This is a genomic window from Streptomyces hilarionis (assembly GCF_024539675.1).
Classification (GTDB): domain Bacteria; phylum Actinomycetota; class Actinomycetes; order Streptomycetales; family Streptomycetaceae; genus Streptomyces; species Streptomyces hilarionis.
Genome location: NZ_JAHHIT010000002.1, coordinates 144878 through 169489, shown reverse-complemented (window position 1 = coordinate 169489; position 24612 = coordinate 144878). Strand labels below are relative to the sequence as shown.

At 71.8% G+C, this 24612-nt stretch carries 25 protein-coding genes and 1 pseudogene; 2 read left to right on the top strand and 24 right to left on the bottom strand.

Annotated elements, in window-relative coordinates:
* Window positions 1–22 precede the first annotated feature (22 nt).
* The 5 genes from KMS84_RS01215 to rpsB form a co-directional block, all read right to left on the bottom strand.
* A complete protein-coding gene (locus KMS84_RS01215; RefSeq protein ID WP_256914087.1) occupies window positions 23–1231 on the bottom strand; it encodes a phosphatidate cytidylyltransferase in 1209 nt (402 codons plus the stop codon).
* A complete protein-coding gene (gene frr, locus KMS84_RS01210) occupies window positions 1231–1788 on the bottom strand; it encodes a ribosome recycling factor (protein ID WP_020128692.1) in 558 nt (185 codons plus the stop codon). The genes KMS84_RS01215 and frr overlap by 1 nt, the downstream gene beginning before the upstream one ends.
* Window positions 1789–1978: 190 nt before the next feature.
* Window positions 1979–2737 (bottom strand): UMP kinase, encoded by a 759-nt coding sequence (gene pyrH, locus KMS84_RS01205; protein WP_256914086.1) that lies wholly within the window; start codon window positions 2735–2737, stop codon window positions 1979–1981.
* Between the two features lie 189 nt (window positions 2738–2926).
* Window positions 2927–3763, bottom strand: a complete 837-nt coding sequence (gene tsf, locus KMS84_RS01200) for a translation elongation factor Ts (RefSeq protein WP_256914085.1) — start codon at window positions 3761–3763, stop codon at window positions 2927–2929.
* Window positions 3764–3919: 156 nt separating this feature from the next.
* Window positions 3920–4855, bottom strand: a complete 936-nt coding sequence (rpsB, locus tag KMS84_RS01195; RefSeq protein WP_256914084.1) for a 30S ribosomal protein S2 — start codon at window positions 4853–4855, stop codon at window positions 3920–3922.
* A gap of 574 nt (window positions 4856–5429) precedes the next feature.
* Here rpsB and KMS84_RS01190 point away from each other — a divergent pair.
* Window positions 5430–5888: pseudogene (locus KMS84_RS01190) on the top strand (peptidoglycan DD-metalloendopeptidase family protein); the annotation flags it as partial.
* Window positions 5889–6301: 413 nt separating this feature from the next.
* Here KMS84_RS01190 and KMS84_RS01185 read toward each other — a convergent pair.
* From KMS84_RS01185 to KMS84_RS01105, 17 genes are all read right to left on the bottom strand, one after another.
* Window positions 6302–6859: a TetR/AcrR family transcriptional regulator gene (locus KMS84_RS01185; protein WP_256914108.1), complete on the bottom strand. Its 558-nt coding sequence runs from the start codon at window positions 6857–6859 to the stop codon at window positions 6302–6304.
* A 94-nt stretch (window positions 6860–6953) separates the two neighbouring features.
* Complete coding sequence (whiG, locus tag KMS84_RS01180; RefSeq protein WP_256914083.1) at window positions 6954–7796, bottom strand: RNA polymerase sigma factor WhiG; 843 nt, start codon at window positions 7794–7796, stop codon at window positions 6954–6956.
* A gap of 263 nt (window positions 7797–8059) precedes the next feature.
* Window positions 8060–9220, bottom strand: coding sequence for a DNA-processing protein DprA (gene dprA / locus KMS84_RS01175; protein WP_256914082.1), 1161 nt, complete (start codon window positions 9218–9220; stop codon window positions 8060–8062).
* Window positions 9217–10842, bottom strand: coding sequence for a YifB family Mg chelatase-like AAA ATPase (locus KMS84_RS01170; RefSeq protein WP_256914081.1), 1626 nt, complete (start codon window positions 10840–10842; stop codon window positions 9217–9219). The genes dprA and KMS84_RS01170 overlap by 4 nt, the downstream gene beginning before the upstream one ends.
* 1 nt (window position 10843) lies before the next feature.
* Complete coding sequence (locus KMS84_RS01165) at window positions 10844–11221, bottom strand: YraN family protein (RefSeq protein WP_256914080.1); 378 nt, start codon at window positions 11219–11221, stop codon at window positions 10844–10846.
* A 127-nt stretch (window positions 11222–11348) separates the two neighbouring features.
* Window positions 11349–11657 (bottom strand): DUF2469 domain-containing protein, encoded by a 309-nt coding sequence (locus KMS84_RS01160; protein ID WP_005311352.1) that lies wholly within the window; start codon window positions 11655–11657, stop codon window positions 11349–11351.
* A 56-nt stretch (window positions 11658–11713) separates the two neighbouring features.
* Window positions 11714–12244 carry an NUDIX hydrolase gene (locus KMS84_RS01155; protein WP_256914079.1) on the bottom strand — a complete coding sequence of 177 codons (531 nt, stop codon included), beginning with the start codon at window positions 12242–12244 and terminating at the stop codon, window positions 11714–11716.
* On the bottom strand, window positions 12234–13007 hold the full coding sequence (gene lepB / locus KMS84_RS01150; RefSeq protein WP_256914078.1) for a signal peptidase I: 774 nt from the start codon (window positions 13005–13007) through the stop codon (window positions 12234–12236). Before lepB (KMS84_RS01150) ends, KMS84_RS01155 begins: the two co-directional genes overlap by 11 nt.
* 109 nt (window positions 13008–13116) lie before the next feature.
* Window positions 13117–14097: a signal peptidase I gene (gene lepB, locus KMS84_RS01145; protein WP_256914077.1), complete on the bottom strand. Its 981-nt coding sequence runs from the start codon at window positions 14095–14097 to the stop codon at window positions 13117–13119.
* Complete coding sequence (gene lepB / locus KMS84_RS01140; protein ID WP_256914076.1) at window positions 13985–15082, bottom strand: signal peptidase I; 1098 nt, start codon at window positions 15080–15082, stop codon at window positions 13985–13987. Before lepB (KMS84_RS01140) ends, lepB (KMS84_RS01145) begins: the two co-directional genes overlap by 113 nt.
* On the bottom strand, window positions 15075–15803 hold the full coding sequence (gene lepB / locus KMS84_RS01135; RefSeq protein ID WP_256914075.1) for a signal peptidase I: 729 nt from the start codon (window positions 15801–15803) through the stop codon (window positions 15075–15077). Before lepB (KMS84_RS01135) ends, lepB (KMS84_RS01140) begins: the two co-directional genes overlap by 8 nt.
* 45 nt (window positions 15804–15848) lie before the next feature.
* On the bottom strand, window positions 15849–16199 hold the full coding sequence (rplS, locus tag KMS84_RS01130) for a 50S ribosomal protein L19 (protein WP_030943163.1): 351 nt from the start codon (window positions 16197–16199) through the stop codon (window positions 15849–15851).
* A gap of 137 nt (window positions 16200–16336) precedes the next feature.
* Window positions 16337–17170: a tRNA (guanosine(37)-N1)-methyltransferase TrmD gene (gene trmD, locus KMS84_RS01125; protein ID WP_256914074.1), complete on the bottom strand. Its 834-nt coding sequence runs from the start codon at window positions 17168–17170 to the stop codon at window positions 16337–16339.
* The gene (gene rimM, locus KMS84_RS01120) at window positions 17170–17742 is read right to left on the bottom strand and encodes a ribosome maturation factor RimM (protein ID WP_256914073.1); all 573 of its coding nucleotides are present in this window, start codon (window positions 17740–17742) and stop codon (window positions 17170–17172) included. Before rimM ends, trmD begins: the two co-directional genes overlap by 1 nt.
* Window positions 17743–17901: 159 nt before the next feature.
* Window positions 17902–18141 (bottom strand): RNA-binding protein, encoded by a 240-nt coding sequence (locus tag KMS84_RS01115; RefSeq protein ID WP_005479813.1) that lies wholly within the window; start codon window positions 18139–18141, stop codon window positions 17902–17904.
* Between the two features lie 5 nt (window positions 18142–18146).
* The gene (rpsP, locus tag KMS84_RS01110; protein WP_079659230.1) at window positions 18147–18569 is read right to left on the bottom strand and encodes a 30S ribosomal protein S16; all 423 of its coding nucleotides are present in this window, start codon (window positions 18567–18569) and stop codon (window positions 18147–18149) included.
* A gap of 322 nt (window positions 18570–18891) precedes the next feature.
* Window positions 18892–19488 carry a hypothetical protein gene (locus KMS84_RS01105; RefSeq protein WP_069773287.1) on the bottom strand — a complete coding sequence of 199 codons (597 nt, stop codon included), beginning with the start codon at window positions 19486–19488 and terminating at the stop codon, window positions 18892–18894.
* 561 nt (window positions 19489–20049) lie between these two features.
* On the opposite strand from KMS84_RS01105, the gene KMS84_RS01100 reads away from it, so the two are divergent.
* A complete protein-coding gene (locus KMS84_RS01100; protein ID WP_256914072.1) occupies window positions 20050–20913 on the top strand; it encodes a class I SAM-dependent methyltransferase in 864 nt (287 codons plus the stop codon).
* Between the two features lie 26 nt (window positions 20914–20939).
* Here KMS84_RS01100 and ftsH read toward each other — a convergent pair whose 3' ends face one another.
* Window positions 20940–22880, bottom strand: coding sequence for an ATP-dependent zinc metalloprotease FtsH (ftsH, locus tag KMS84_RS01095; RefSeq protein WP_256914071.1), 1941 nt, complete (start codon window positions 22878–22880; stop codon window positions 20940–20942).
* Between the two features lie 87 nt (window positions 22881–22967).
* Window positions 22968–24518, bottom strand: a complete 1551-nt coding sequence (gene ffh, locus KMS84_RS01090; RefSeq protein WP_256914070.1) for a signal recognition particle protein — start codon at window positions 24516–24518, stop codon at window positions 22968–22970.
* Window positions 24519–24612 lie beyond the last annotated feature (94 nt).

The window sequence follows — 24612 nt, the reverse complement described above, 5'->3', positions numbered from 1 at the left end:
CAAGCCGGTCCGGGCCCAGGTCTCAGCCGGAGCCCACGAACAGGACGAGCAGCAGCCAGACGACCGGAGCCGTCGGCAGCAGGGAGTCCAGCCGGTCCATGATGCCGCCGTGTCCCGGCAGCAGCGTTCCCATGTCCTTGATGCCCAGGTCGCGCTTGATCATGGACTCGCCGAGGTCGCCCAGCGTGGCGCTGACGGCGACGGCGAACCCGAGCACCAGCCCCTGCCACCAGGTGCCGTCGTCGATGAGGAACTGCATGCACAGCGCACCGGCGACCATCGCGAACGACACCGCGCCGAGCAGGCCCTCGCGGGTCTTGCCGGGACTGATGCGCGGGGCGAGCTTGGTCCTGCCGAAGCGCCAGCCGACGGCGTACGCGCCCGTGTCGCTGACGACCGTCAGGACCAGGAAGGTCATGACGCGGAACGCCCCGTCGTCGGCGGTGAGCATCAGGGCGACGAACGTGGCGAGGAACGGGACGTAGAAGGCCGCGAAGACCCCGGCCGTGACGTCCTTGAGGTAGCCCTCGGGCGGTTCCGTCATCCGCCAGACCAGCACCGCGAGCGCGGTGAGGGCCATGGCGACCCAGGCGCCCTCCGGGCCGCGGACGTATCCGGCGACCACCATCGCCGCGCCCCCGACCGCGAGCGGCACCAGCGGCGCCTTGATGCCCTTGCGCTCCTGGAGCCTGCTGGTCAGCTCCCACAGGCCGACGACGACGGCGACCGCGACGACGCCGACGAACACGGCCTTGACGACGAACAGCGACGCGACGATGACCACGCCGAGGCCGACCCCGACCCCTATGGCCGCGCCCAGGTCGCGGCCCGCGCTCTTCTTCGGCGGCGCGGGCGCCGGGTGAGGGGCGTCGGGCATGGGCTCCGGATTCTGCGGCGCCGCCGCAGGGGGCTGCGCCGTCGGGGTGTCGTAGCCGTGGGCGGCCAGGCCGTGGGGCCCGCCGCCGTACGGCGCGTGGCCGTGGTGCTCGTCGGGGAACGAGTCGGTGAACAGGGGGCCGCCCAGCCGAGCGGCCCCCCGGTCGTCATCCTGGTTTCCACCGTGTGCGGGGACGTCGGGGACGATGGGCATGGGGCGAGTCTGCTGCGCCTCAGGCGCATCGTACGCGGGACCCGCCGGAGCGGCCCCCTGGACAGGCCCCTGGTCGGCGGGCCCCCAGTACCCGGCCCGCGACCCGGCGTGTGGCGGTGAGCCCCAGGAAGAGTCGTTCATCAGACCTCGAGCAGCTCCGCTTCCTTGTGCTTCAGGAGCTCGTCCACCTGGGCGACGTACTTCGCGGTGGTGTCGTCGAGTTCCTTCTCGGCACGGCGGCCCTCGTCCTCGCCGACCTCGCCGTCCTTGATCAGCTTGTCGATCGCGTCCTTGGCCTTGCGACGGACCGCGCGGATGGACACCTTGGCGTCCTCGCCCTTGCCCTTGGCGACCTTGATGTAGTCGCGGCGGCGCTCCTCGGTCAGCTCGGGGAACACCACTCGGATGATGTTGCCGTCGTTGCTGGGGTTGACTCCCAGGTCGGAGTCGCGGATCGCCTGCTCGATGTTGCGCAGCGCGGTCTTGTCGAACGGCGTCACGACCGCCATGCGCGGCTCCGGCACGGAGAACGAGGCCAGCTGGTTGATCGGCGTCGGCGCACCGTAGTAGTCGGCAACGATCTTGTTGAACATCGCCGGGTGCGCACGGCCGGTGCGGATCGCGGCGAAGTCCTCCTTGGCGACCACGACGGCCTTCTCCATCTTCTCCTCGGCCTCGAGGAGGGTCTCTTCGATCACCACTTGCTCCTGCGTGTCTTGAGTAGGCCCGGCTGCGGATCCTTGCGGGGGCGGCGGCCGGCTGCGTCGCGTCTTCTTCCTGCACGGTTCCCGTCCGGCAGGACATTGTCCATCCTCCGACGACGGTCCGTCCCCCGGTCGGGCGTTGTCGGGGCTCGGACGTTGCCGGGGAGAACCGGGATGGCGCCGGTCAGGACCGGCCGCCTTGCTCACCCACGAGCGTGCCGATCTTCTCACCCTTGACCGCGCGGGCGATATTGCCCTCGGCCAGGAGCTCGAAGACGAGAATCGGCAGCTTGTTGTCGCGGCACAGCGTGATCGCGGTCATGTCGGCGACCTTGAGGTCGCGGGTGATGACCTCGCCGTAGCCCAGGGCGTCGAACTTGACGGCCCCCGGGTTGGTCTTCGGGTCGGAGTCGTAGACGCCGTCGACGCCGTTCTTGCCCATGAGCAGCGCCTCGGCGTCGATCTCCAGGGCGCGCTGGGCGGCGGTGGTGTCGGTGGAGAAGTAGGGCATGCCCATGCCGGCGCCGAAGATGACCACGCGGCCCTTCTCCAGGTGCCGCACGGCCCGCAGCGGGATGTACGGCTCGGCGACCTGGCCCATGGTGATGGCGGTCTGGACGCGGCTGTCGATGCCCTCCTTCTCCAGGAAGTCCTGGAGGGCGAGGCAGTTCATGACCGTGCCGAGCATGCCCATGTAGTCCGAGCGGGCCCGGTCCATGCCGCGCACCTGGAGCTCGGCGCCGCGGAAGAAGTTGCCGCCGCCGATGACGACCGCGATCTCGGCGCCGTCGCGCACGACCGCGGCGATCTCGCGGGCGATCTTGTGCACCACGTCGGGGTCCACGCCCAGGCCCCCGCCGCCGGAGAATGCCTCACCGGACAGCTTCAGCAGAAACCGGCCGTGTACCTTGCCGTCGTCGCTCTTCTGGGCCTTGGTGGTCATGGGAGATCCCGCCTCTTTCACGTGGTGCACATACGAAGAAGGCCACTGCCGGTGGGGTGTCGTGGGCAACCCGTGCGCGGCAATGGCCTCCTCGTCAGATCTGCTGTCGTCCGTCACGCGTGCGCGTGACGGCGTACCGGACGACTGCTCCCGACCCTATCGGGCCGAGGCGTCGAACGCGGTACGGACTCAGATGCCGACCTTGATGCGCGTGAAGCGCTTCAGGGTGACACCGGCCTCGTCCAGGACCTTCTGGACGGACTTCTTGTTGTCCAGCGCGTACGGCTGACCGAGCAGCGTGGCGTCCTTGAAGAAGCCGTTGAGGCGACCCTCGACGATCTTCGGCAGGGCGGCCTCGGGCTTACCCTCGGCGCGGGTGGTCTCCTCGGCGACGCGGCGCTCGGACTCGACGACCTCGGCCGGCACGTCCTCCTTGGAGAGGTACTTCGGCGCGAAGGCGGCGATGTGCTGGGCGACGCCCTTGGCGATCTCCGCGTTCGGCTTGTCCAGCTCGACGAGGACACCGATCTGCGGGGGCAGGTCGGGCATCGTGCGGTGCATGTAGGCGGTGACGTAGCCCTCGGTGAACTGCGCGAAGCGGTCCAGCACGATCTTCTCGCCCAGGTTGGCGTTGGCCTCGTCCACGAACGCCTGGACGGTCTTGCCGGCCTCGATCTCGGAGGCGAGGAGCGCCTCGATGTCGGCCGGGGCGGTCTTGGCGACGTGCTCGGCGATCGCGGTGGCGACGGCCTGGAACTTGTCGCCCTTGGCGACGAAGTCCGTCTCGCACTTCAGCTCGACGAGGACGCCGGAGGAGTTGTCGTCGGCGATGATCGAGACCACGGCGCCGTTCTCGGCGGAGCGGCCCTCGCGCTTGGCGACGCCCTTCTGGCCCTTGATACGGAGCGCCTCGACGGCCTTGTCGACGTTGCCCTCGGCCTCGTCCAGCGCCTTCTTGCAGTCCATCATGCCGGCGCCGGTGAGCTCACGGAGCTTCTTGACGTCAGCGGCGGTGTAGTTCGCCATGATCTGTGAATCTCTCTCGGAGTTCGAAGTCTCGAAGATCTACGAAGATCTGGGGGCTGTGGGTGAACGGCGGGCGGCGCACTCGGCGCCCCCCGCCGTCACTTCATCCCTGGGGCCGGGCGGACGCGACGGCGACCGCACGGCTCACGGCCTGGATCAGGCCTGCTCGCCCTCGGCGGCCGGAGCGGCCTCGGCGGCGGGGGCCTCGGCAGCCGGAGCCTCGGCAGCGGGGGCCTCGGCAGCAGCCTCGGCGGCGGGAGCCTCGGCAGCGGCCTCGGCCGGCTTCTCGGCGGCGTCGGCGTTCTCGGCGTCGGCCTTCTTCTCGCCCTCGAGGAGGTCGCGCTCCCACTCGGCCAGCGGCTCGCTCGCGGCCTTCTCGCCCTTGTCACCGGTGGCGACGCCGGAACGGGAGATGAGGCCCTCGGCGACGGCGTCGGCGATCACGCGGGTGAGCAGGGTGACGGAGCGGATCGCGTCGTCGTTGCCCGGGATCTTGTAGTCGACCTCGTCGGGGTCGCAGTTGGTGTCGAGGATGGCGACGACCGGGATGTTGAGCTTCCGGGCCTCGCCGACCGCGATGTGCTCCTTCTTGGTGTCCACGATCCAGACGGCGCTGGGCACCTTGGACATCTCGCGGATACCACCGAGGGTCTTCTCGAGCTTGGCCTTCTCACGCGAGAGGACCAGGAGCTCCTTCTTCGTCAGACCCGAGGCGGCGACGTCCTCGAAGTCGATGAGCTCGAGCTCCTTGAGGCGCTGGAGGCGCTTGTAGACGGTCGAGAAGTTGGTGAGCATGCCGCCCAGCCAGCGCTGGTTGACGTAGGGCATGCCGACGCGGGTGGCCTGCTCGGCGATGGCCTCCTGCGCCTGCTTCTTCGTGCCGACGAACATGACCGTGCCGCCGTGGGCGACGGTCTCCTTGACGAACTCGTAGGCGCGGTCGATGTACGACAGCGACTGGAGCAGGTCGATGATGTAGATGCCGTTGCGCTCGGTGAAGATGAAGCGCTTCATCTTCGGGTTCCAGCGACGGGTCTGGTGACCGAAGTGGACGCCGCTTTCCAGCAGCTCCCGCATCGTGACGACGGCCATGGCCGTTCTCCTTGTTTTTCTCGGTTGTGCCGCGGGGGCCGGACGGCTCCCGCGCCTGACGCCCGCGATGCGCCGAGCCACGAAGGACCGAGGGGCGCGAGTACCGGAGAACCGACCGGAGCCGGTCCCCGTTACCGGGGCGTGCGAAGTCGACCCGGTGACCCGGATCGCCAGAAGAAGTGTACGGGACCCGCGGGGGCCCGGGTGACGCCGATGTCCACAAGCGGCGGCCGGTCCACAGGTCCGAGCGGCGCCGGGCGGGATGCGGAACGGTTCCGGCATGCACGCGAAGCGACTTCTCGGCGGCCTCGCGCCGCTGCTGATCCTCTCGATCCTGGCGTCCACGGGCCACGCGACCCCGCTGGCACCGCCCCCGCCGTCCACACCGACTCCGACCGTGACCGTCTCGGCCTCCCCACCGGCCCCACAGGCCTCCGACGGCCCGAGCACTCCCAGCCTCCCTAGCGTCACGCCGACCCCCGACGACCCGAGCACCCCGAGCACCCCACCGGCCCCGGCCACACCAGCCGACCCGACCACCCCGACCACCCCGACCCCACCATCCCTTCCAACCGTCCCGGCGGTGGCGCGGGTCTGGCCGGTGGGCTCGCGTCCGCCCGTGGTCCGCGGCTGGGACCCGCCGGCCACGCCGTACGCCCGCGGCCACCGCGGGGTCGACCTGGCGGCGGCGCCCGGCGCACCCGTGCGGGCGGTGGCCACCGGGCGGGTGTCCTTCGCGGGACGGGTGGCGGGCAGGGGCGTCGTCGCGGTGGAACTCGCGGACACGGGCGAGCCGCCGCTGCGGACGACGTACGAGCCGGTGCGGGCCTCGGTGCGCGCGGGCGACCGGGTGGTCGCGGGGCAGGTCGTCGGCGCGGTCGAGCCGGCGGACGCGCACTGCTCCGGAGGCTGCCTGCACTGGGGCCTGCTGAGAGGCGAGACCTATCTGGACCCGCTGAGCCTGCTGCCGCCCTGGCTGAGGCGCAGACTCCCGGCCCGACTCCTCCCGGTCATCGGCGTGCCCCTGCCATGAGCCCGGCCCTGCCCCACCCGGCCCGTGCGCTCCTGCCGTGAGCCGGGCCCGGCCGCATTCGAGCCGTGCGCTCCCGCCAGGAACCGACCCGGCGTCCGCGGCGCGTGCGCTCCCGCCGTGAGCCCGGCACAGCCGCACACTGCCGGCGGACTCCTGCCATGTACCGGCCCGACGCCTGCGACCCGTGCGCCGCTCCCGCCGTCAACCCGGCCGCCTACACCCGCCCTGGCGCCTACCCGCCCGGCCGGCGCACCCTGCCATGAACCGGCCCGGCGTCCGCGGCGCGTGCGCTCCCGCAGTCGCCCCGGCTGGATCGCCCACGGCCCGCGCACTCCTGACCGGTGCCCGGCGTTGCCGCGCACGGCGGTGGGCTCCTGGCGTGGGCGGGGTGGCAGCCCCGCCCGTCCGGTCCGTCAGCCGCCGACGCCGCGCAGGGCCATCGCCACCGCCGCGTCGGTGATCTCCGCGGGGTCCTCGGCCGCTCCGAGCTCGATGCGCCGCACCGCCGCGTCGACCACGCCCTGAAGGAGCATGGCCGTCAGCCTGGGCTGCGTGTGGCCCAGGTCGGCCAGCGCCTCCCCGATCATCGTCACGAGAGCGCCGTGCGCCGCGCGGATCTTCTCCCGGGCGCCCGCGTCCAGTTCGCTCGCCGAGATGGCCACGACGGCCCGGTGACGCCGGTCCCCGACCAGCGCGAGCTGGCGGCGCACATAGGCCTCGACCTTGGCCTGCGCCCCGTCGGCGGCGGCCATCGCCGCCTCGACCTCCGCCGTCCACGCGGGGAAGTCGACCTCGCACAGTTCCTCGACCACGGCGGCCCGCGACCGGAAGTACTCGTACACGGACGAGCGCGCGAGGCCCGTCCGCTCGGCGAGGGCCGGGAAGGTCAGCGCGTCCGTCCCGCCCTCGGACAGAAGGGTGCGCGCCGCGTCCAGGAGGGCGGCACGCTGCATCGACCGGTGCTCGGCCACGGAGGCCGCTCGAATCCTTGGCACGTCGACCACTGTACGGACGCCCCGCCGCCGGCGGGAGTGACGCCGAGGGGCTTCGTGTCGTCGGCCCGGGTCAGCGGCCGAAGCTCGCCAGCTTCGCGCGCAACTGGAGCACGGACTTGGTGTGGATCTGACTGACCCTGCTCTCGGTCACGCCCAGCACGTTCCCGATCTCCGCGAGGGTCAGTCCCTCGTAGTAGTAGAGCGTGACGACCGTCTTCTCCCGGTCGGGCAGCGTGTTGATCGCCCGGGCCAGAAACCGCCGCAGCTCCCGGTCCTCGGCCACCTCCACCGGGTTGTCGGCGGCCGTGTCCTCCAGCGTGTCCATGAAGCTGAGGCCGTCGCCGTCCTCTCCCCCGACGTGCAGCAGCTCCTCGAGCGCCACCACGTTGGCCAGGGACAACTGGCTGAAGACCGCGTGCAGTTCCTCGACGGCGATGCCCAGCTCGGCGGCCACCTCGCCCTCGCTGGGCGTCCGCCGCAGCCGCGCCTCCAGCGTCGCGTAGGCCCGCTCCACGTTGCGGGCCTTCTGCCGCACCGACCTCGGGATCCAGTCCAGCGCCCGCAGTTCGTCGATCATCGCGCCCCGGATCCGGGTGATCGCGTACGTCTCGAACTTGATCTCCCGGTCGAGGTCGAACTTCTCGATCGCGTCGATCAGCCCGAAGACGCCCGAGGAGACGAAGTCGGCCTGTTCCACGTTCGGCGGCAGACCGACGCTCACCCGTCCCGCCACGTACTTCACCAGCGGCGAGTAGTGCAGGATCAGCTGTTCGCGCAGCCGTCCGTCGCCTGTCGCCTTGTACGACCGCCACAGCTCGTCGAGCGTCGAGGGAGCGGGCGGCCGCACGCTGCCACCGTCGCGGGCGGCTGGGGGGACAGCCGCCCGGTCGGACCCGGAGGTGTGCTGGGGCATTCGTCGCCTTGTGCCGTTCTGCCGTGAAGTGCGTGAGGTCGGTACCGCGTGGTGCAGTGGTCCGGTCTGTGCCGGAATCCACGTGAGCGTAGCGTGACTGGAGTGTCGCGGTGAGCGAAGGACGTGCCCGGACCGGTACGCAGATACGTTCCGCTGAACGCTCTCCGGAGTCACGGCGGTCGCTGCGGGTGACGGCCGAGCGGGTCAACTGCCGGAATTGGCAAGGCTTTCCGGCGTTCCCCCGGACGGCCGAACCCCCCGGGTCAACATCGGGGCCGGCCTCCTCGAACGGAGACCATCGCCTGGCGTGTCAACTTCCAGCCGTCGCCGTGTCGTTCGACGTAGCCGAGCGCTCTGAGCTCGTACAGCCGGGCGATCGCGTCGTCCGGTGTGGTGCCGGCCTCCCGGGCGATCTCGGGCGGCGCGGCGGACCGTCGGGCGGGGAGGGCGGCCAGGACCCGGCGGGCGCCCGGCTCCAGCAGGTCGCGCGGCAGTTGCGGCCCGCGTCGGTCCGGGGCCAGTTCTCCCATGTCCCCGACCAGTTCGACGACCTCGGCGGCGTCGGTGACCAGCACCGCCTCCCCCCGCAGGAGTTCGTGCACCCCGGCGGACAGAGCGCTGGTGGCCGGCCCGGGCACGCCCATGGTGTGCCGGCCCAGCCGCTGCGCCGCCCGCGCGGTGACCAGCGAGCCGCTGCGGTAGGCGGCCTCGACGACGACCGTGCCCCTGGTGAGGGCGGCGATCACCCGGTTGCGCAGGATGAACCTGCTCGGCGTGGGGTGGTCGCCCGGCGGCAACTCCCCGACCACCAGCCCCTGTTCCGCGATCCGGCCGATCAACTCCGTGTGCCCGCTCGGGTAGGGCCGGTCGACCCCGCTGGCGAGGACGGCGACGGTGGCGCCGCCCGCGCCGAGGGCGCCCCGGTGGGCGGCGCCGTCGACTCCGTAGGCCCCGCCGGACACGACCACCCACCCCCGTTCCGCGAGGCCGCAGGCGAGCGTGGCGGCCATGTGGGCGCCGTACGGGGTGCAGGCGCGGGCGCCGACCAGGGCGACCGACCGCAGCGCCCACATGCGCAGGCTGGGGCGTCCTCGCACCCACAGTCCGAGCGGCCGGGCGTCGCCGAGTTCGTCCAGCGTGCCCGGCCATTCGGCGTCGCCGGGGCAGACGTACCGGACCCCGGCCTCGCGCGCGACGGCGAGGTCGCGCCGCGGGTCGGCCTGCCCGGCGCGGGCGAGCAGCCCGGCCCACCGTCGCGCGGTCACCCCGGGCAGCGGCTCGCCGTCGTCGCGCAGCCGGCGCACCACCTCCCGCACGCCCCGTTCCCGCACCCACCGGCCGCTCACCTCGTCCCCGGGCTCGACGACCCGCCCGAGGAAGATCCGGTCGAGCCGGTCGTCGGCCGCGGGGCCGTCGCCCGTCACGCCGGCGCTCCGAGAGTCATCGGAACGCCGCGGGGCACCCCGGTGCGCAGTTGCAGCGCCAGGGCCACGTCCCCCGCGTCCGGCCGGTCGTGGCCGACGAGGTCGGCGACGGTCCAGGCGACGCGCAGCACCCGGTCGAGACCGCGGGCGGTGAGCACCCCGCGCTCGAGGTTGCGTTCCGCTTCGTCCATGGCTCCGGCGGCCGCGTGCCAGCGGTTGCGCAGCTCACGGCCCGGCACTTCGCTGTTGGTCCGCCACGGGGTGTCCGCGAGCCGGGCCGCCGCCCGCTCGCGGGCGGCGCGGACCCGGTCGGCGACGGTGCGGGTGGACTCGCCCCCGGGGCCGCGGTGGGCGAGCTCGGTCCGGCCGACCGGGTCGACCTCGACGCGCAGGTCGACCCGGTCGAGGAGCGGGCCGGACAGGCGTGCCTGGTAGCGGCGGATCGCGGAGGGCGGGCATTCGCACAGGGTGTCGCGCTGCGAGAATCGGCCGCACGGGCAGGGGTTGGCGGCGAGCACCATCAGGAAGCGGGCCGGGAAGCGCACCACGCCCGCGCTGCGCGCGATCACCACGTGGCCCGCTTCCAGCGGCTGCCGCAGGGCGTCGAGGGCGTGGCTGCCGAACTCGGGGGTCTCGTCGAGGAAGAGGACTCCTCGGTGGGCCAGCGAGACGGCTCCGGGGCGCGCGACTCCGGGGCCGCCTCCGACCAGCGACTGCATGGTGGCCGAGTGGTGCGGAGCGCAGTAGGGGGGCACGTCGACGAGGGGCTTGCCCGGCGGCAGCAGCCCGGCCACCGAGTGCACCGCCGTGACCTCCAGCGACTCCTGCCGGCTCAGCCGGGGCAGCACCGCCGGCAGACGTTCGGCGAGCATGGTCTTGCCCGCTCCCGGCGGACCCTCCAGGAAGAGGTGGTGGCCGCCGGCCGCGGCGACCTCCACGGCGGTGCGCGCCGAGCGCTGTCCGACCACGTCCGCGAGATCGTGCCCCTGGTCCTGCTGGGCCGCCCCCATGCTGTGCATGCCGGTGGCCGCGCCGGTGCCGGGCATGCGCAGTCCGGCCAGCAGCGGATCGGGGCGGCCCGTGTCGTCCGGTTCCTCCTCGGGCACCGGTTCGTCCGCGAGGACGGCGATCAGCTGGCGCAGGCTGCGCACGCCGAGCACGGAGACGCCGGGCACCAGTGAGGCCTCCGCGGCGGCGCACTCGGGCACGACCACCTGTTCGTATCCGGCGTCGGCCGCGGCGAGCACCGCGGGGAGGATGCCCCGGACCGGGCGCACCCGGCCGTCCAGGCCCACTTCCCCGATCATCACGATGTCGGCGAGCACCCTGGGATCGATGCGTTCGGCCGCGCCGAGGACGGCACAGGCCACGGCGAGGTCGAAGCCCGAGCCCCCTTTGGGCACGGAGGCCGGGCTGAGGCCCACCGTGAGTTTCTTCTGCGGCCACTCCGCGCCGGAGTTCACCACCGCCGCCCGCACCCGGTCGCGGCTCTCGCTCAGGCTCTTGTCGGGCAGCCCTACCAGCGTGAACGCCGCCACTCCGGGCTCCAGGTCGGCCTGGACCTCGACGACGACCCCCTCGACGCCGACCAGCGCCACCGAGCACGTACGCGCGAAGCCCATCTCAGGCCACCCCCCGCGCGTGCTCGACGACGGGCGCACCGCGGCGGGGCAGGAGGACCCCGACGAGGTCGATGCGGACGCCGCCCGGCGGGGCTCCCCCGTGCGCCTGGGTCCATCGCACGGCGAGCGCGCGCAGTCGTCGTGCCTTGTCCGGCGTCACCGCGGCCATCGGGTGCTGGAATCCGCCGCCCCTGCGGGTCTTGACCTCGCAGACGACCAGGACGTCGCCGTCCCGGGCGACGATGTCGATCTCGCCGGTCCTGCCGCAGCGCCAGTTGCGCTCCAGGACCGTCATCCCGGCCTCGACGAGCCGTCGTGCGGCCAGATCCTCGCCGTACCTGCCGAGTGCTCCTCGGGCCAGATCCGTGTTCGTGCTCATGTGGGCACCACCTCCGGCACCCACGCTCACGCATCCGCCGCGCCGGATGGGATCTTGGTGGACAACCCGGCGGCTGTGGACAACCTCGTCACCCGCACGGGCGGCGGGCCGGCCGGGCGCGAGGGGATCAGCTGCCCGGGAGCTCCAGATCGCTCTTGTTCAGCTCCTCGATGTTCACGTCCTTGAACGTGAGCACGCGTACCTGCTTCACGAACCGGGCCGGCCGGTACATGTCCCACACCCAGGCGTCGGCCATCGACACCTCGAAGAACACCTCGCCCTGGACCGAGTGCACCTGCATCTCGTAGTCATTGGTGAGGTAGAAGCGCCGCTCGGTCTCGATCACGTATTTGAACAGACCGACGACGTCGCGGTACTCCCGGTAGAGCTTCAGCTCCATCTCGGTCTCGTACTTCTCGAGGTCCTCGGCGCTCATGGCATGTTCCCCTTCAGCCGTGCGATCTCCCCATTGTGCGCCAGGGACGCGCGCCCCTAGACGATTTCCGTGTCAAGGGTCACGGGCCTGGCCGGGAGACCGTCGTCGAGCAGCGTGCGCAGCAGCTCGGCGAGTCTGGTCGGATACACCGTCTCATGCGCCTGGGCCAGTTCCCGACACGTCCACCAACGCGATCCGGCGACGCTGCGCCGCTCCAGCTCGGTGAAGGCCGTCGCCCCGGTCGCCGCCCCGGTCGTGCGGGCCAGGTAGTACCACTCGTCCTGGTCCCACCGCCGGCCGGCGAAGGGGAACGAGCACACCCGCCGCCACAGCACCGGGCCCAGCTCCACCCCGGTGATGCCGGTCTCCTCGGCGAGCTCGCGCAGTGCGGCCTCCTCGCGGCTCTCGTCGCCCTCGACGCCGCCGCCGGGCGTGAACCACCAGTCGTCGGCGGGATCGTCCGGCTCGTGGCCGTGCAGCAGGAGGATGCGGTCCTGCGGGTCCAGGAGCACGACCCGCGCGACCTTGCGCAGCCCGCCTCCGGCGGGTTCGACGCCGGCCGGCTCGTCCGCCGTCTCAGCGGGCACCGGCGGGCTCCGGACGGGCGCGGCGCCCCGAGGTCCGCTTGGCGATCGGTCCGTAGGCGCCACCGCCGAGCACCAGCACCGCCCCGGCGACGATCAGCCAGCCGATCATGCCCAGCGGGCCCGGCCGGGAGAGGGCGCCGAGCGCCTCGAAGCCCGAGGGCCGCTTCAGCATGCCGTTCATCGGCCAGACGACGGCGTCCACCCGGGCCTTGACGGCGCTGCGCGCGACGGTGCCCTGGGCCGCGTCGGTCAGGTGGGCGGTGGAGTCCAGGGAGCCCTCCCGCTCGTCGCCGAGCAGGAACAGCCGGCCGTCCGGGACCTTCACGGTCGGGATGTTCTTGTTCTCGGCCAGGCTGCCGGCGGGCAGATACGGTTCTTCGATCTGCTTGCCGTTGACGGTCAGCTTGCCGTCGGTGCAGCAGGAGACCGTGTCGCCGCCGACGGCGACCACCCGCTTGACCACGGGCGCGTCGCTGACCCAGGTCTTGTCGGTGAAGACGACCACGTCCCCGCGCCGCACCTCGCCGCCGTCGACCCGCTCGGCCAGCACCCGGTCGCCGGCGGCGATCGTCGGACTCATGGAGCTGGTGGGCACGGTGTACGGCCGGTAGACCAGCGCCGCCCAGCCGAATCCGCCCAGGAACAGCACGAGGCCCAGCGCGACGGCCAGACCGGACAGACGTTGTCCGGTCCGGCTGCCCACCGGGCCACTGCTGGTGCCGCCGCTGTGCGGGGCCGTACGCGTCGTGCTCTCGCCACCCATGGATCCGCACCCTACCCGGCGGTACCGAACCGGGTCAGCCCTTCGCCCCCGGTCTTCCCGGCACGCGCTTCAGGCTTGGGAAAGGGTTTGCACGGTGCAGAGGGAGAGGTCAGCGGGTCCCGGCGTCGCCGTCGCGCCGGCGACGCCACAGGACGACCGGCACGGCGCCGACGAGAGCCAGGCCTCCCGGCGCGACCGTCAGCGCCGCGGAGGCCGCGGACTGGTCGTTCAGGCCGGTCTGGTCGAAGGTGTCCGGCACCGGCAGCGTGCCCCAGTGGCTGATCGGCCAGGCCTTGACGATGGCGCGTCCGACGACCTGGTCGACGGGGACCATGCCGTGGTTCTTGTCCGACTGGTTGTAGCGCGAGTCGCGCGAGTTCTGCCGGTGGTCGCCCATGACCCACACATAGCCCTTGGGGACCTTCACGGTGAACTGACCGCCCTGGTCGTCCTGGCTGCACGGGGTGTTGCCGGGGTAGACGTACGGCTCGTTGAGCGCCTTGCCGTTGACCGTGAGCGGGCCCGTGCCCTTGCAGGAGACGGTGTCTCCGCCGACGCCGATGACCCGCTTGATCAGGTCCTTCTCCTCCGCGGACGGCATCAGGCCGATCCAGCTGAGGACGGTCTGGAAGGCGTTCGGCTCGGCGGTGTTCTCGCCCGCCAGCCAGTCGTCGGGGTCGTGGAAGACGACGACCTCGCCGCGCTCCGGCTCGGAGCCGAACCACGGGGTCAGTTTGTCCACGAGGACCCGGTCGCCGATCTTCAGGGTGTTCTCCATCGACGCCGACGGGATGGAGAAGGCCTGCACCAGGAACGTCTTGATCAGCAGCGCCAGGACGAGCGCGATGCCGATCAGGATCGGCAGCTCCTTCCAGAAGGAGCGGGGCTTCTTCGCCTTCGGTGCCGGGCCGCCCGATCCCTCGCCGCCGGTCCGGGGCGGCTCGCTCGACGGCGGGCCGTCGCCGCCCGCCGCAGGGTCACTCCCGGAGGTCACGCCGTCGTCCGGAGCCGGGTCGGCGGCTTCCACGGGGTGTCCGCGGTGATCCTCGCCGTCGTGCCCGGACCGTGCGCCAACCGCCACATCCCCCACGCCAACTCCTCACTCTGTGCCGCTGCCTGCCCCACGTACGACGCAGGCCCACCACTCCCATAACGAGCGGGAGTTCCGCAGGGCTCGGGAGTTGCCGGACCGATCCGTTCGGATCGCCGGAAGCAACACTATGCGACAGCCGGGCGGGCGCGGTCGCCGCGGCGGCCGAGCCGGTGACGGAGGAGAAAGTTTGCGGTTCCTTGAGGCGCACCCAGTGGCCCAGCGGCCAGGCGATCACCATGGCCCGGCCCACCACCTCGTCCTCCGAGACGGTGCCGCCGTAGTCGGTGTTCTGGTGGAACCGGGAGTCGGCCGAGTTCGCCCGGTGGTCGCCCATCACCCACAGCCGGCCCGGCGGGACGGTGATGTCGAACGGCGTGCTGGAGGGCGCGTTGCCGGGGTACAGATACGACCCCTCCTCCAGGGGAGCGCCGTTGACGGTCACGCGCCCCTGGGTGTCGCAGCACACCACGCGGTCGCCGCCCACGCCGACGACCCGCTTGATGAGGTCCTTCTCGTTGTCGGAGGGCAGCAGACCGATGAAGGTGAGGCCTTCCTTGATCTGCTTGACGACGACCGGGTCCTTCTTCTTCGCCGTGGTCTGCTCGTCGTTCAGCCAGCCGCCCGGGTCCTTGAAGACGACGACGTCCCCGCGCGCGGGCCTGGAGCCGAACCACGGGGTGAACTTGTCGACCAGGACGCGGTCGCCGATCTGGATCGTCTGCTCCATGGACCCGGAGGGGATCACGAAGGCCTGCACCAGGAACGTCTTCAGGACCAGGGCGATCAGCACGGCGACGCCGACCAGCAGCGGGATCTCCCGGACGGCCGACCGCCTGCGCTTGCGCTTGACCTTGCGCTGCAACTTGCGCCGCTCCGCGCGTGAGCGCCCGCCGCCGGGGCTCGCGGCGCGCCGCGAGCCGGTGGGCAGCAGGTTGTCGGCCGGGGACGCGGACATGCCGCGCGGTCTGCCGCGGTTACCCATGGGCGCCCTCCGCGCCGGGCACGCGCGCGTAGGCACTCGGACGGGACAGCCGGGCGAGGTGGGCGTAGGGCCAGACGATCCAGTCGGCGCGGCCGATCACGTCACCGACGGGGATCATGCCGCCGCCCGGTGAGCCGAGGTGGTCCCGCGAGTCGCTGGAGCGGCCGCGGTGGTCGCCGAGGACGAACAGCGCGCCGCCGGGCACGACGACGTCGAAGTCGACCGTGGACGGGCTGTCGCCGGGATACAGGAACGTCGACTCGTCGACCGACCGGCCGTTCACCTGGATCCTCCCCTCCTTGTCGCAGCAGACCACTCGGTCTCCCCCTACCCCCACGACGCGCTTGACGTAGTCGGAGTTCCCGAAGTAGCCGGTGCCGTCGAACACGACGACGTCGCCGCGCCGCGGCTCGGCACCGAAACGGTACGCCAACTTATTTACGAGAACCCGGTCGCCGATCCTCAATCCGTTCTCCATGGATCCGCTGGGGATCTGGAACGGTTGTGCCACGAAAGCGTTGAGGGCCAGCAAAAACACCAGGCAGACCAGCAGGGTCAGGCTGACCCGGCCGCCCGGGATCCACTGGGTGAGGCGTCCCGCGAACGCGAAACGCGACCGGCCCTCCGGTCCGTCCGGGCCCGGGGTCTCCTGGGAGACGTTCTCGGGTGCGGAAGGGCGGGAGGAGCGGTCGCGCTGCGTCGGCTGAGCTTCGGTGTCCATCGGGGCCAGATGCTATCCGGCCCCTCTGTGAACCCCGGAAGGCGCTCAGTTGTCGCGCTTCTCCTTGATCTTCGCGGCCTTGCCGCGCAGCTCACGGAGGTAGTAGAGCTTGGCGCGACGCACGTCGCCGCGGGTCACGAGCTCGATCTTCTCGACGATCGGGGTGTGCACGGGGAAGGTGCGCTCCACGCCGACGGAGAAGGAGACCTTGCGGACCGTGAAGGTCTCGCGGACACCGGCGCCCTGACGGCGGATGACGACGCCCTTGAACTGCTGCACACGGGAGCGGTTGCCCTCGATGACGCGGACGTGGACGTTGACGGTGTCGCCCGGACGGAAGGCCGGGACGTCGCTGCGCAGCGACGCGGCGTCGACGGTGTCGAGCAGGTGAGACATTTCGTCTGCTTTCTTCGCTGATGCCACAGGTCATCAACGGAACTAGATGTTCGAGGATTGAGTGCCGTGTGCCCGTCGAGGCGGGCGTCGTGTCCCCCTGTGGCAGGGGCGCACACCGGACGGCGCACAACAGCGACCTATTGTTCCACGCCGTCGGTCCTGCGCCAAAATCGACCGTGGGGCTCGCCCTCGGGATCGGGTGTCCAGCCCAGGATGGAGAGCATCTCGCGGTCCTTCTTGTCGAAGGACTTCGGCGGGCAGCGCTCGATCAGGTCGGGCCGGTTGGCAGTCGTGCGGCGCAGCGCCTCGTCCCGTCGCCAGCGGGCGATCCTGCCGTGGTGCCCGCTGAGCAGCACCTCCGGGATCTCCCGGCCGCGCCAGGCGGGCGGCTTGGTGTACACGGGGCCTTCCAGCAGGTTGGCCATGGCGCCGGGGGCGAAGGAGTCGTCGCGGTGGGACTCGGCGTTGCCGAGGACGCCGGGCAGCAGACGGGCCACCGCCTCGGTGACGACCAGCACGGCGGCCTCCCCGCCGGCCAGCACGTAGTCGCCGATGGAGACCTCGTAGACGGGGACCCTGGTCGCGTACTCGTCGACCACGCGCCGGTCGATGCCCTCGTAGCGGGCCGGCGTGAAGATCAGCCAGGGGCGTCCGGAGAGCTCGACGGCCAGTTCCTGGGTGAAGGGACGCCCGCTCGGGGTCGGGACGACGATCGCCGGGGCGCGCGCGCCCGTCTCGTAGCCGTCGGCCAGCACCGAGTCGAGGGCGTCGCCCCAGGGGTCGGTCTTCATGACCATGCCGGGGCCGCCGCCGTAAGGCGTGTCGTCGACCGTGTTGTGCCGGTCGTACGTCCACTCCCGCAGGTCGTGCACCCGCACGTCGAGCCGGCCACGCGCGCGGGCCTTGCCGACGAGGGAGACGTTCAGCGGCTCCAGGTACTCGGGGAAGATCGTGACGACGTCGAGGCGCATCAGGACTCGTCCCCGGCCGCGTCCCCGTCGGCGTCCGCGTCGCGCGAGGAGGCGATCTCGGCGCGGTCGTCGATCAGCCCCGGCGGCGGGTCGATGACCGCCCGCTGCTCCTCGAGGTCGATCTCGACGACGATCGCCTCGACGAACGGGATCATCACCTCGCTGCCGTCGGGCCGCTCGACGATGAACAGGTCCTGCGAGGGGAGGTGGGAGATCTCGGTGATCCGGCCCACCTCCTCGCCGTCCCTGGTGACGACGTCCAGGTCCATCAGCTGGTGGTCGTAGTACTCGTCCTCCTCCTCCGGCAGCTCCTCGGGATCGACGTCGGCGATCAGGAGCGTGTTGCGCAGGGCTTCGGCGGCGTTGCGGTCGCGCACGCCCTCGAAGCGCAGGAGGAGACGGCCGCTGTGCACCCGGCCGGTCTCGATGGTCAGCGGGCCGGTCGAGGCCGGGTCCGTGGACAGGACGGCGCCGGGCGCGAGCCGCAGCTCCGGCTCGTCGGTGCGTACCTCGACGGTGACCTCGCCCTTGATGCCGTGGGCGCGGCCGATCCGTGCGACTACGAGCTGCACTTCTCAAGATCTCCTGTCGTGCCTGTCGAACCTGTCGTGCCTGTCGAACCTGTCGAGCGTGGCGAACCTGTTGCGTGTCATGCCCGTCGCGCCGCAACGACTACGGGCCGGGGAGGGCCCAGTGGCCCTCCCCGGCCCGAGCCGGTGCTGCGAAACGCGTCAGCGGACGTGATCCACGTCGACGAGGTCGACGCGGACGCCCCGGCCGCCGATGGCGCCCACGACGGTGCGCAGAGCGCGCGCGGTGCGGCCGTTGCGGCCGATCACCTTGCCGAGGTCGTCCGGGTGGACCCGGACCTCGAGCACGCGCCCGCGGCGCAGGTCGCGCGAGGCGACCTGCACATCGTCGGGGTTGTCGACGATGCCCTTCACGAGGTGCTCAAGCGCCTCTTCGAGCATGCTGCTCAGGCCTCGGTCGGCTCGGAGGACTCGGCGGCAGCCTCGTCCTTCTTCTCGGCCTTCTTCTTCTGGGTGATCGCCTCACCCTTGCCCGAGTCGTCGCCACCGAGGGCCTCGAACGACGGGCGGGCCTTCTTCGGCTCGGCGACGAGCAGCGGCGCCGGGGCGGGCTCGCCCTTGAACTTCTGCCAGTCGCCGGTCTTCTTCAGGATGGCGAGCACGGGCTCGGTCGGCTGCGCGCCGACACCCAGCCAGTACGCGACACGGTCGGCGTCGACCTCGATGATCGAGGGGTGGTACGTCGGCTGGTACTTGCCGATCTCCTCGATCGCACGACCGTCACGACGGGTACGGGAGTCGGCGACGACGATGCGGTAGTGAGGCGAACGGATCTTGCCCAGACGCTTCAGCTTGATCTTGACTGCCACGGGAGTGGGTTCTCCTGGTTTTGACGTGATGGGGCACGGCCTGGTCGCCGCGTGGGGTTGCGGTACCCGAGTGCCCCGATGGACGCGTCAGCCGGAGGAGAGAGGGGTCCTGTGCGACTGTCGAGTACAGCTTGCCATTGTGCCACACACCGCGGGTCGCCTCGGGCCGAGGGCCCGCCCGCGGCCGGGCACACCACGGAGGCGTCCGGCGTGACGGACGCCTGTCGGATGTGCGGCCGACGCCGCCGGGCCCCGGCCGCACACGCCCGTGCCGTACGCCCTCGACCGGCAGCCACGAGATGCCGGTGCCGGGCCGCCCGGGCTACGCCGCGCCGGCGATCTCCGGGATCCGGAACGGCTTGCCGCAGCCCCCGCACACGATCGGCGCCTGGGCCAGGACCGAGGGCACGACCCGGACGTTGCGCCCGCAGTCGCAGACGGCCTTGACCCGGACGCCTCCGCCCGAGGAGCCGTGCCGGGCCGCGGGGCCGCGGAAGGTGCGGGCGGTGTCGGCGGAGGTGGCCGCCGTGTGGGCCTTGAGGGCCCGCTGGAGGCGCTCGATGGTGGGCCGGTAGCGACGCTTGGCCTCCGGGTTGAGCGTCACCAGGGAGAACCCGCTGCTGGGGTGGGGCTCCTCGGGGTGGTCCAGCCCCAGCTCCTCGGCGATCGCGAGGAATCTGCGGTTGTGGTAGCGGCCGGCACGGGAGGTGTCGCGGACGCCTCGGGCGGCGGCGATGCCGTGGACTGCCTCATGGAGCAGTCGCTCGAAGGAGAGCTCGTGACCGCAGGCGGACGACGACTCCCCGATCAGGGACTCTGGCGCGGCGAGATCCGGCAGCTCGGGGTGGTACCGCTGAATGTCGGCCCACGCCTCTGCCAGCTCTGCGGCGAGAACTGGTGGTGTCTGTGTCGTGCTCACGTAATGACAACGAGCGGGGGTGCCCCTGTGTTCCTATTCCGGGGCATCCCAAATAATTTGCACGTACCCGTCAGTTGGCACTGATGCGTCCGGACGAGGGCGGGTGCGCTGATCTGCGGAGAAGCCTCACAGCTCATACCAAGCTGGTGCGTAGTCCGCGCTACGACCCGGCGCGTAGGACCGCTCCGCGCGCCGGGGTGCGGACGTTCCGAGGGGCGCAAGAGGCGTTTCGGACGCTCTCGCCGACGGAGGGCGCCGTCCCGGTAAGCGCGTGCCACGACCGTGACGTTACCGCGACCGTTCCCGCCGTCCGGCACCGGGCCGCCCTCGGCGGCCGACGGGTGCGGGGGCCCCGGTCATGACGCGATGGTACGGCCCCGAGTTGCCGGAATGTGAATTCTCGCCACAGGCACATGCCGTCCCCAACCAGGGCCCCTCAACCCCTGGACGCGGCCGCAGACGGGGAGTTACCTGGCATACGGGAGCGGTGCGAGGGCACTGCACGGGGGCCCACCTGAGCGAGTCGAGCGGCAGACTCCCGGCGGATTGGGGCGCTTTTCCATGACACCTGTGCTCGTGCGACAGCACCTGGCTCACGCGGGGACGTCCCACGCGGATCCGGTCGCCCGCGCGCGTGACTGGTCCGAGATTCAGGAACGGATGCTGGTCCCGCTCTACGAGGCGGTCCACGAGCGGCTGGACGTGGGGCCGGGCACCCGGCTCCTGTCCCTCGGCTGCGGCTCCGGACTGGCCCTGGTGATGGCGGCCTCCGCGGGCGCGGCCTTCACCGGCGTCGAGCCCTCCTCCCCCGCCCGGCTGGCCCTCGCCCGCGAGCGGCTGCTCGGCGACGGCCCGGGATCTCGCGCGCGGGGGGACGCCCGGCTCACCGACCGGCTGCCCACGGCGGACGCGGACCGGCCGGGCGGCCGGCCGGCCCCGTACACCGTGGTCACGGCGTTCGAGCCGATCGGACGCGTGGCGGGCGACACGGAGGAACTGGCCGAACTCCTGGCGGCCGCGGCGCCGCTCGCCCGGCGCGGCGCGCCCGTGGTGCTGGCGGGCTGGGGGCCGCCCGAGCGCTGTGCCACCACCGCGGTGCTACGGGTCGCGGCCAAGCTGGCCGACCAGGACCGCGGCACGGTCCGGTTACGTCCGGCCATCCGCGACGACCTGGAGGAGGTCGCCCGGCGGGCCGGACTGCGGCCGGACGGCTCGGGACGGGTGGCCTGCCCGTTCGGGTACGCCGACCTGGACAGCGCCCTCAAGGGGCTGCTCTCGACGGGCCTGTTCGACGCGGCGGTGGCGGCGACGGACCAGGCGCAGGTCGAGAAGGAGGTCGCCGAGGCGCTGCATCCCTACCGGCGGCCGGACGGGACGGTGTGGATGCCGAACGTGTTCCGGTACCTGATCGCCCGCACTCCCTGACGCCACCCGGCCGAGGGCCGTGACCGTCAGGCCTGCGCGTCGGGCTTGGTCAGCCGGGAGATGCCGGCGATCCGGTACGCGTCCGCCTCCTCCAGCGTCTCGTGTTCCAGCAGCGCCAGAGCGAGGGCGTCCAACTGCCCCCGGTGGTCGCGGAGTTTGCGACAGGCCTCGTCGTAGCACTCGTCGACCAGGCGGCGCATCTCGCTGTCGATGACGTCGAGCGTCGCCGGGGCAGCCGCGAGGCCGTAGGCCTGCTGGGCGTCGCTGGGAAGGGCGGAGAGCCGGCCCACCCGTTCACTCATGCCCCAGCGCGCGACCATCCCGCGGGCGATGTTGGTGACCTGCTCCAGGTCGTTCTCCGCGCCGGTGGTGACGACGTCGTACACGACCTGCTCGGCCGCCATCCCGCCGAGTGCGCCGATGATCCGGCCGCGCAGGTACTCCTCGGAGAGCGCGTACCGCTCGACCTCGGGGGTCGACATGGTCACCCCGAGGGCCCGTCCGCGCGGCACGATGGTCACCTTGCGGACCGGGTCGGCGCCGGGCTGAAGCATGCCGAGGAGGGCGTGGCCGCTCTCGTGGAAGGCGGTGCGCCGGCGGTCCTCCTCGGGCATGACCAGCGTGCGCTCGGCCCCGAGCTGCACCTTCTCCAGCGCCTCGGACAGGTCGGACTGCGTGACCTGCTCCTGCTTGCGCTTGACGGCGAGCAGGGCGGCCTCGTTGGCGAGGTTGGCCAGATCCGCTCCCGTCATGCCGGGGGTCGTCCGGGCCACCCGGGTCAGGTCCACGTCGGACGCGAGCGGGATCTCGCGGGTGTGGATGGCGAGGATCGCCTCGCGCCCGGCACGGTCCGGCGGGGAGACGCTGACCACCCGGTCGAAGCGGCCGGGCCGGGTCAGCGCCGGGTCGAGGATGTCGGCGCGGTTGGTCGCCGCGATGACGATGACGCCCTCGGAGCCGGTGAAGCCGTCCATCTCGGTGAGGATCTGGTTCAGGGTCTGCTCGCGCTCGTCGTGCCCGCTGACCGAGGCGCCGCCGCCGCGGGCCCGGCCGATGGTGTCGATCTCGTCGATGAAGATGATCGACGGCGCCACCTTGCGGGCCTCGGCGAACAGCTCGCGGACCCGGGACGCGCCCACGCCGACGATCATCTCGATGAACTCGGAGGCCGAGGCGGAGAAGAACGGCACGCCCGCCTCGCCCGCCACCGCGCGCGCCAGCAGGGTCTTGCCGGTGCCCGGCGAGCCGGCGAGGAGCACGCCCCGGGGCATCTTCGCGCCCATCCGCCGGTACAGCTCGGGGTGTTCGAGGAAGTCGACGACGTCGTCCAGTTCGCCCTTGACCTCGTCGATGCCGGCGACGTCGGCGAACGTGGTGCGCCGGCCGTCGGGCCGCAGTTCCACCGGCTTGGGCGGGGCCTTGCGCCCGAGCATCCCGCCGGCGCCGCCGAGGCCGCCGCCCATGCGTCGGGCGAAGAAGATCCACAGGGCCGCCAGCAGCACGATCGGCGCCAGCGACAGGAGCACGTTGGAGAGCAGGCTGCGCTGTTGCACGACCGGTCGGGCGGTCACCGTGACGTCCTGGCGGTCCAGGCTCTGCCAGAGGTCGTCGTCGGCGAAGGCCGGGCGCTGGGTCTTGAAGGTGGTGTACTGGCCGCCGCCGTCGGGGTCGTCGCGGGCCTTCTTCAACTGCCCCTGGATGGCGTCGCCCTTGGAGTAGATCTTCTCGACGTTGCCCGAGTCGACCTGTCTGCTGAACTCCGTGTAGGAGATCGTCGGTTCGTCTCCCCCGCCGAGGTAGTTCAGCCCGATGTACACCAGCAGGAAGACGATCACCGCGGTGACGGCCAGCCCCCACCAGCGGCCCCGCGGCCTCCTGCCGTCGGGGGAACGCTGTCCGTCGTCCGGGGTGCCCTCGCTTCGCCATGGCTGGTCGGGGGCCTTGCGCGCCGGAGCGGCATTGCTCATATCTGGACGTTACGGCAGAGCGCGCGGCACGGCATGCGCTGAGGGCGCCCTCCGGCACGGAGAACGCCCTCACGGCCTTGCGGGGCCTCAGCCCATGAACTTCTTGAACTCGTCCGGCAGCTCGAAGTCCTGAGCGCCCTGCTGGGGCAGGCCGAGCGCGTTGCCGCCCTGCGCCTGGGCCTCGCGCCGGCGGGCCGCCTCCAGCTCCTGCTGCTTGCGCTTCATCGGGTTGCCGGAGCGCTGCTTGCCCTTGGCCTGCTTCGGCTGCTTCTTCGTCCGGCCGGCGCCGCCGCCCATGCCCGGCATCCCCGGCATCCCCGGCATGCCGCCGCCCTGGGCCATGCGGGACATCATCTTGCGGGCCTCGAAGAACCGCTCGACCAGGCCCTTGACCGCGCTCACCTCGACGCCGGAGCCCTTGGCGATACGGGCGCGGCGCGAGCCGTTGATGATCGTCGGGTCCTGGCGCTCGCCCGGGGTCATCGACTTGATGATCGCGGCCGTGCGGTCGACGTCGCGCTCGTCGAGGTTGGCGATCTGGTCCTTGATCTGGCCCATGCCGGGCAGCATGCCGAGCAGCTTGGAGATGCTGCCCATCTTCCTGACCTGCTCCATCTGGGCCAGGAAGTCGTCCAGGGTGAAGTCCTGGCCCTTCTTGGACGCCAGCTTGGAGGCCATCTTCTCGGCCTCTTCCTGACTGAACGTCTTCTCCGCCTGCTCGATCAGGGTGAGCAGGTCACCCATGTCGAGGATGCGGGAGGCCATCCGGTCGGGGTGGAACGCGTCGAACTCGTCGAGCTTCTCGCCGTTGGAGGCGAACATGATCGGCTTGCCGGTCACCGAGGCGATCGACAGGGCGGCGCCGCCGCGGGCGTCGCCGTCGAGCTTGGAGAGCACGACGCCGTCGAAGCCCACGCCGTCGCGGAAGGCCTCGGCGGTGTTGACCGCGTCCTGACCGATCATCGCGTCGACGACGAAGAGGATCTCGTCCGGGGAGACGGCGTCGCGGATGTCCGCGGCCTGCCGCATCAGCTCGGCGTCGATGCCGAGGCGGCCGGCGGTGTCCACGATCACGATGTCGTGGACCTTGGCCTTCGCGAACTCGATGGAGTCCTTGGCGACCTGCACCGGGTCGCCCACGCCGTTGCCCGGCTGCGGGGCGTACACCGCCACGCCGGCGCGCTCGGCGACGACGCTGAGCTGGTTGACGGCGTTGGGGCGCTGGAGGTCGCAGGCGACGAGCAGCGGCGAGTGGCCCTGCTCCTTCAGCCAGCGGCCGAGCTTGCCCGCGAGGGTGGTCTTGCCGGCGCCCTGGAGGCCGGCCAGCATGATCACGGTGGGCGGCTGCTTGGCGAAGCGCAGCCGGCGGGTCTCGCCGCCGAGGATCGTGACGAGCTCGTCGTTGACGATCTTCAGGACCTGCTGGGCGGGGTTCAGCGCCTTGGAGACCTCGGCGCCGAGGGCCCGCTCCTTGACGTTCTTGATGAACGTGCGGACGACCGGAAGGGCGACGTCGGCTTCGAGCAGCGCGATGCGGATCTCGCGCGCCGTGGCGTCGATGTCCGCTTCGCTCAGGCGCCCCTTGCCGCGCAAGTTCTTGAAGGTCGCTGAAAGGCGATCGGAGAGAGTATCGAACACGGCGGCGTCGGTCCTCGGAGTCGGGGGCAGTCTGAGCGTCTTCCAGGGTATCCGGCCGCGCAAGGCATTCGTCCCCGCCTGCTGTATTCGGCGG

Coding starts and splice junctions, on each gene's coding strand:
- KMS84_RS01170 (WP_256914081.1), bottom strand. CDS start 10,842: ATGGGCTTCGCGCGTACGTGCTCGGTGGCGCTGGTCGGCGTCGAGGGG.
- KMS84_RS01165 (WP_256914080.1), bottom strand. CDS start 11,221: ATGAGCACGAACACGGATCTGGCCCGAGGAGCACTCGGCAGGTACGGC.
- KMS84_RS01215 (WP_256914087.1), bottom strand. CDS start 1,231: ATGAACGACTCTTCCTGGGGCTCACCGCCACACGCCGGGTCGCGGGCC.
- pyrH (WP_256914086.1), bottom strand. CDS start 2,737: ATGACCACCAAGGCCCAGAAGAGCGACGACGGCAAGGTACACGGCCGG.
- lepB (WP_256914076.1), bottom strand. CDS start 15,082: ATGGGTAACCGCGGCAGACCGCGCGGCATGTCCGCGTCCCCGGCCGAC.
- rpsB (WP_256914084.1), bottom strand. CDS start 4,855: ATGGCCGTCGTCACGATGCGGGAGCTGCTGGAAAGCGGCGTCCACTTC.
- ftsH (WP_256914071.1), bottom strand. CDS start 22,880: ATGAGCAATGCCGCTCCGGCGCGCAAGGCCCCCGACCAGCCATGGCGA.
- KMS84_RS01100 (WP_256914072.1), top strand. CDS start 20,050: ATGACACCTGTGCTCGTGCGACAGCACCTGGCTCACGCGGGGACGTCC.
- whiG (WP_256914083.1), bottom strand. CDS start 7,796: ATGCCCCAGCACACCTCCGGGTCCGACCGGGCGGCTGTCCCCCCAGCC.
- trmD (WP_256914074.1), bottom strand. CDS start 17,170: ATGCGCCTCGACGTCGTCACGATCTTCCCCGAGTACCTGGAGCCGCTG.
- lepB (WP_256914078.1), bottom strand. CDS start 13,007: ATGGGTGGCGAGAGCACGACGCGTACGGCCCCGCACAGCGGCGGCACC.
- KMS84_RS01160 (WP_005311352.1), bottom strand. CDS start 11,657: ATGAGCGCCGAGGACCTCGAGAAGTACGAGACCGAGATGGAGCTGAAG.
- tsf (WP_256914085.1), bottom strand. CDS start 3,763: ATGGCGAACTACACCGCCGCTGACGTCAAGAAGCTCCGTGAGCTCACC.
- lepB (WP_256914075.1), bottom strand. CDS start 15,803: ATGGACACCGAAGCTCAGCCGACGCAGCGCGACCGCTCCTCCCGCCCT.
- KMS84_RS01115 (WP_005479813.1), bottom strand. CDS start 18,141: ATGCTCGAAGAGGCGCTTGAGCACCTCGTGAAGGGCATCGTCGACAAC.
- rplS (WP_030943163.1), bottom strand. CDS start 16,199: ATGTCTCACCTGCTCGACACCGTCGACGCCGCGTCGCTGCGCAGCGAC.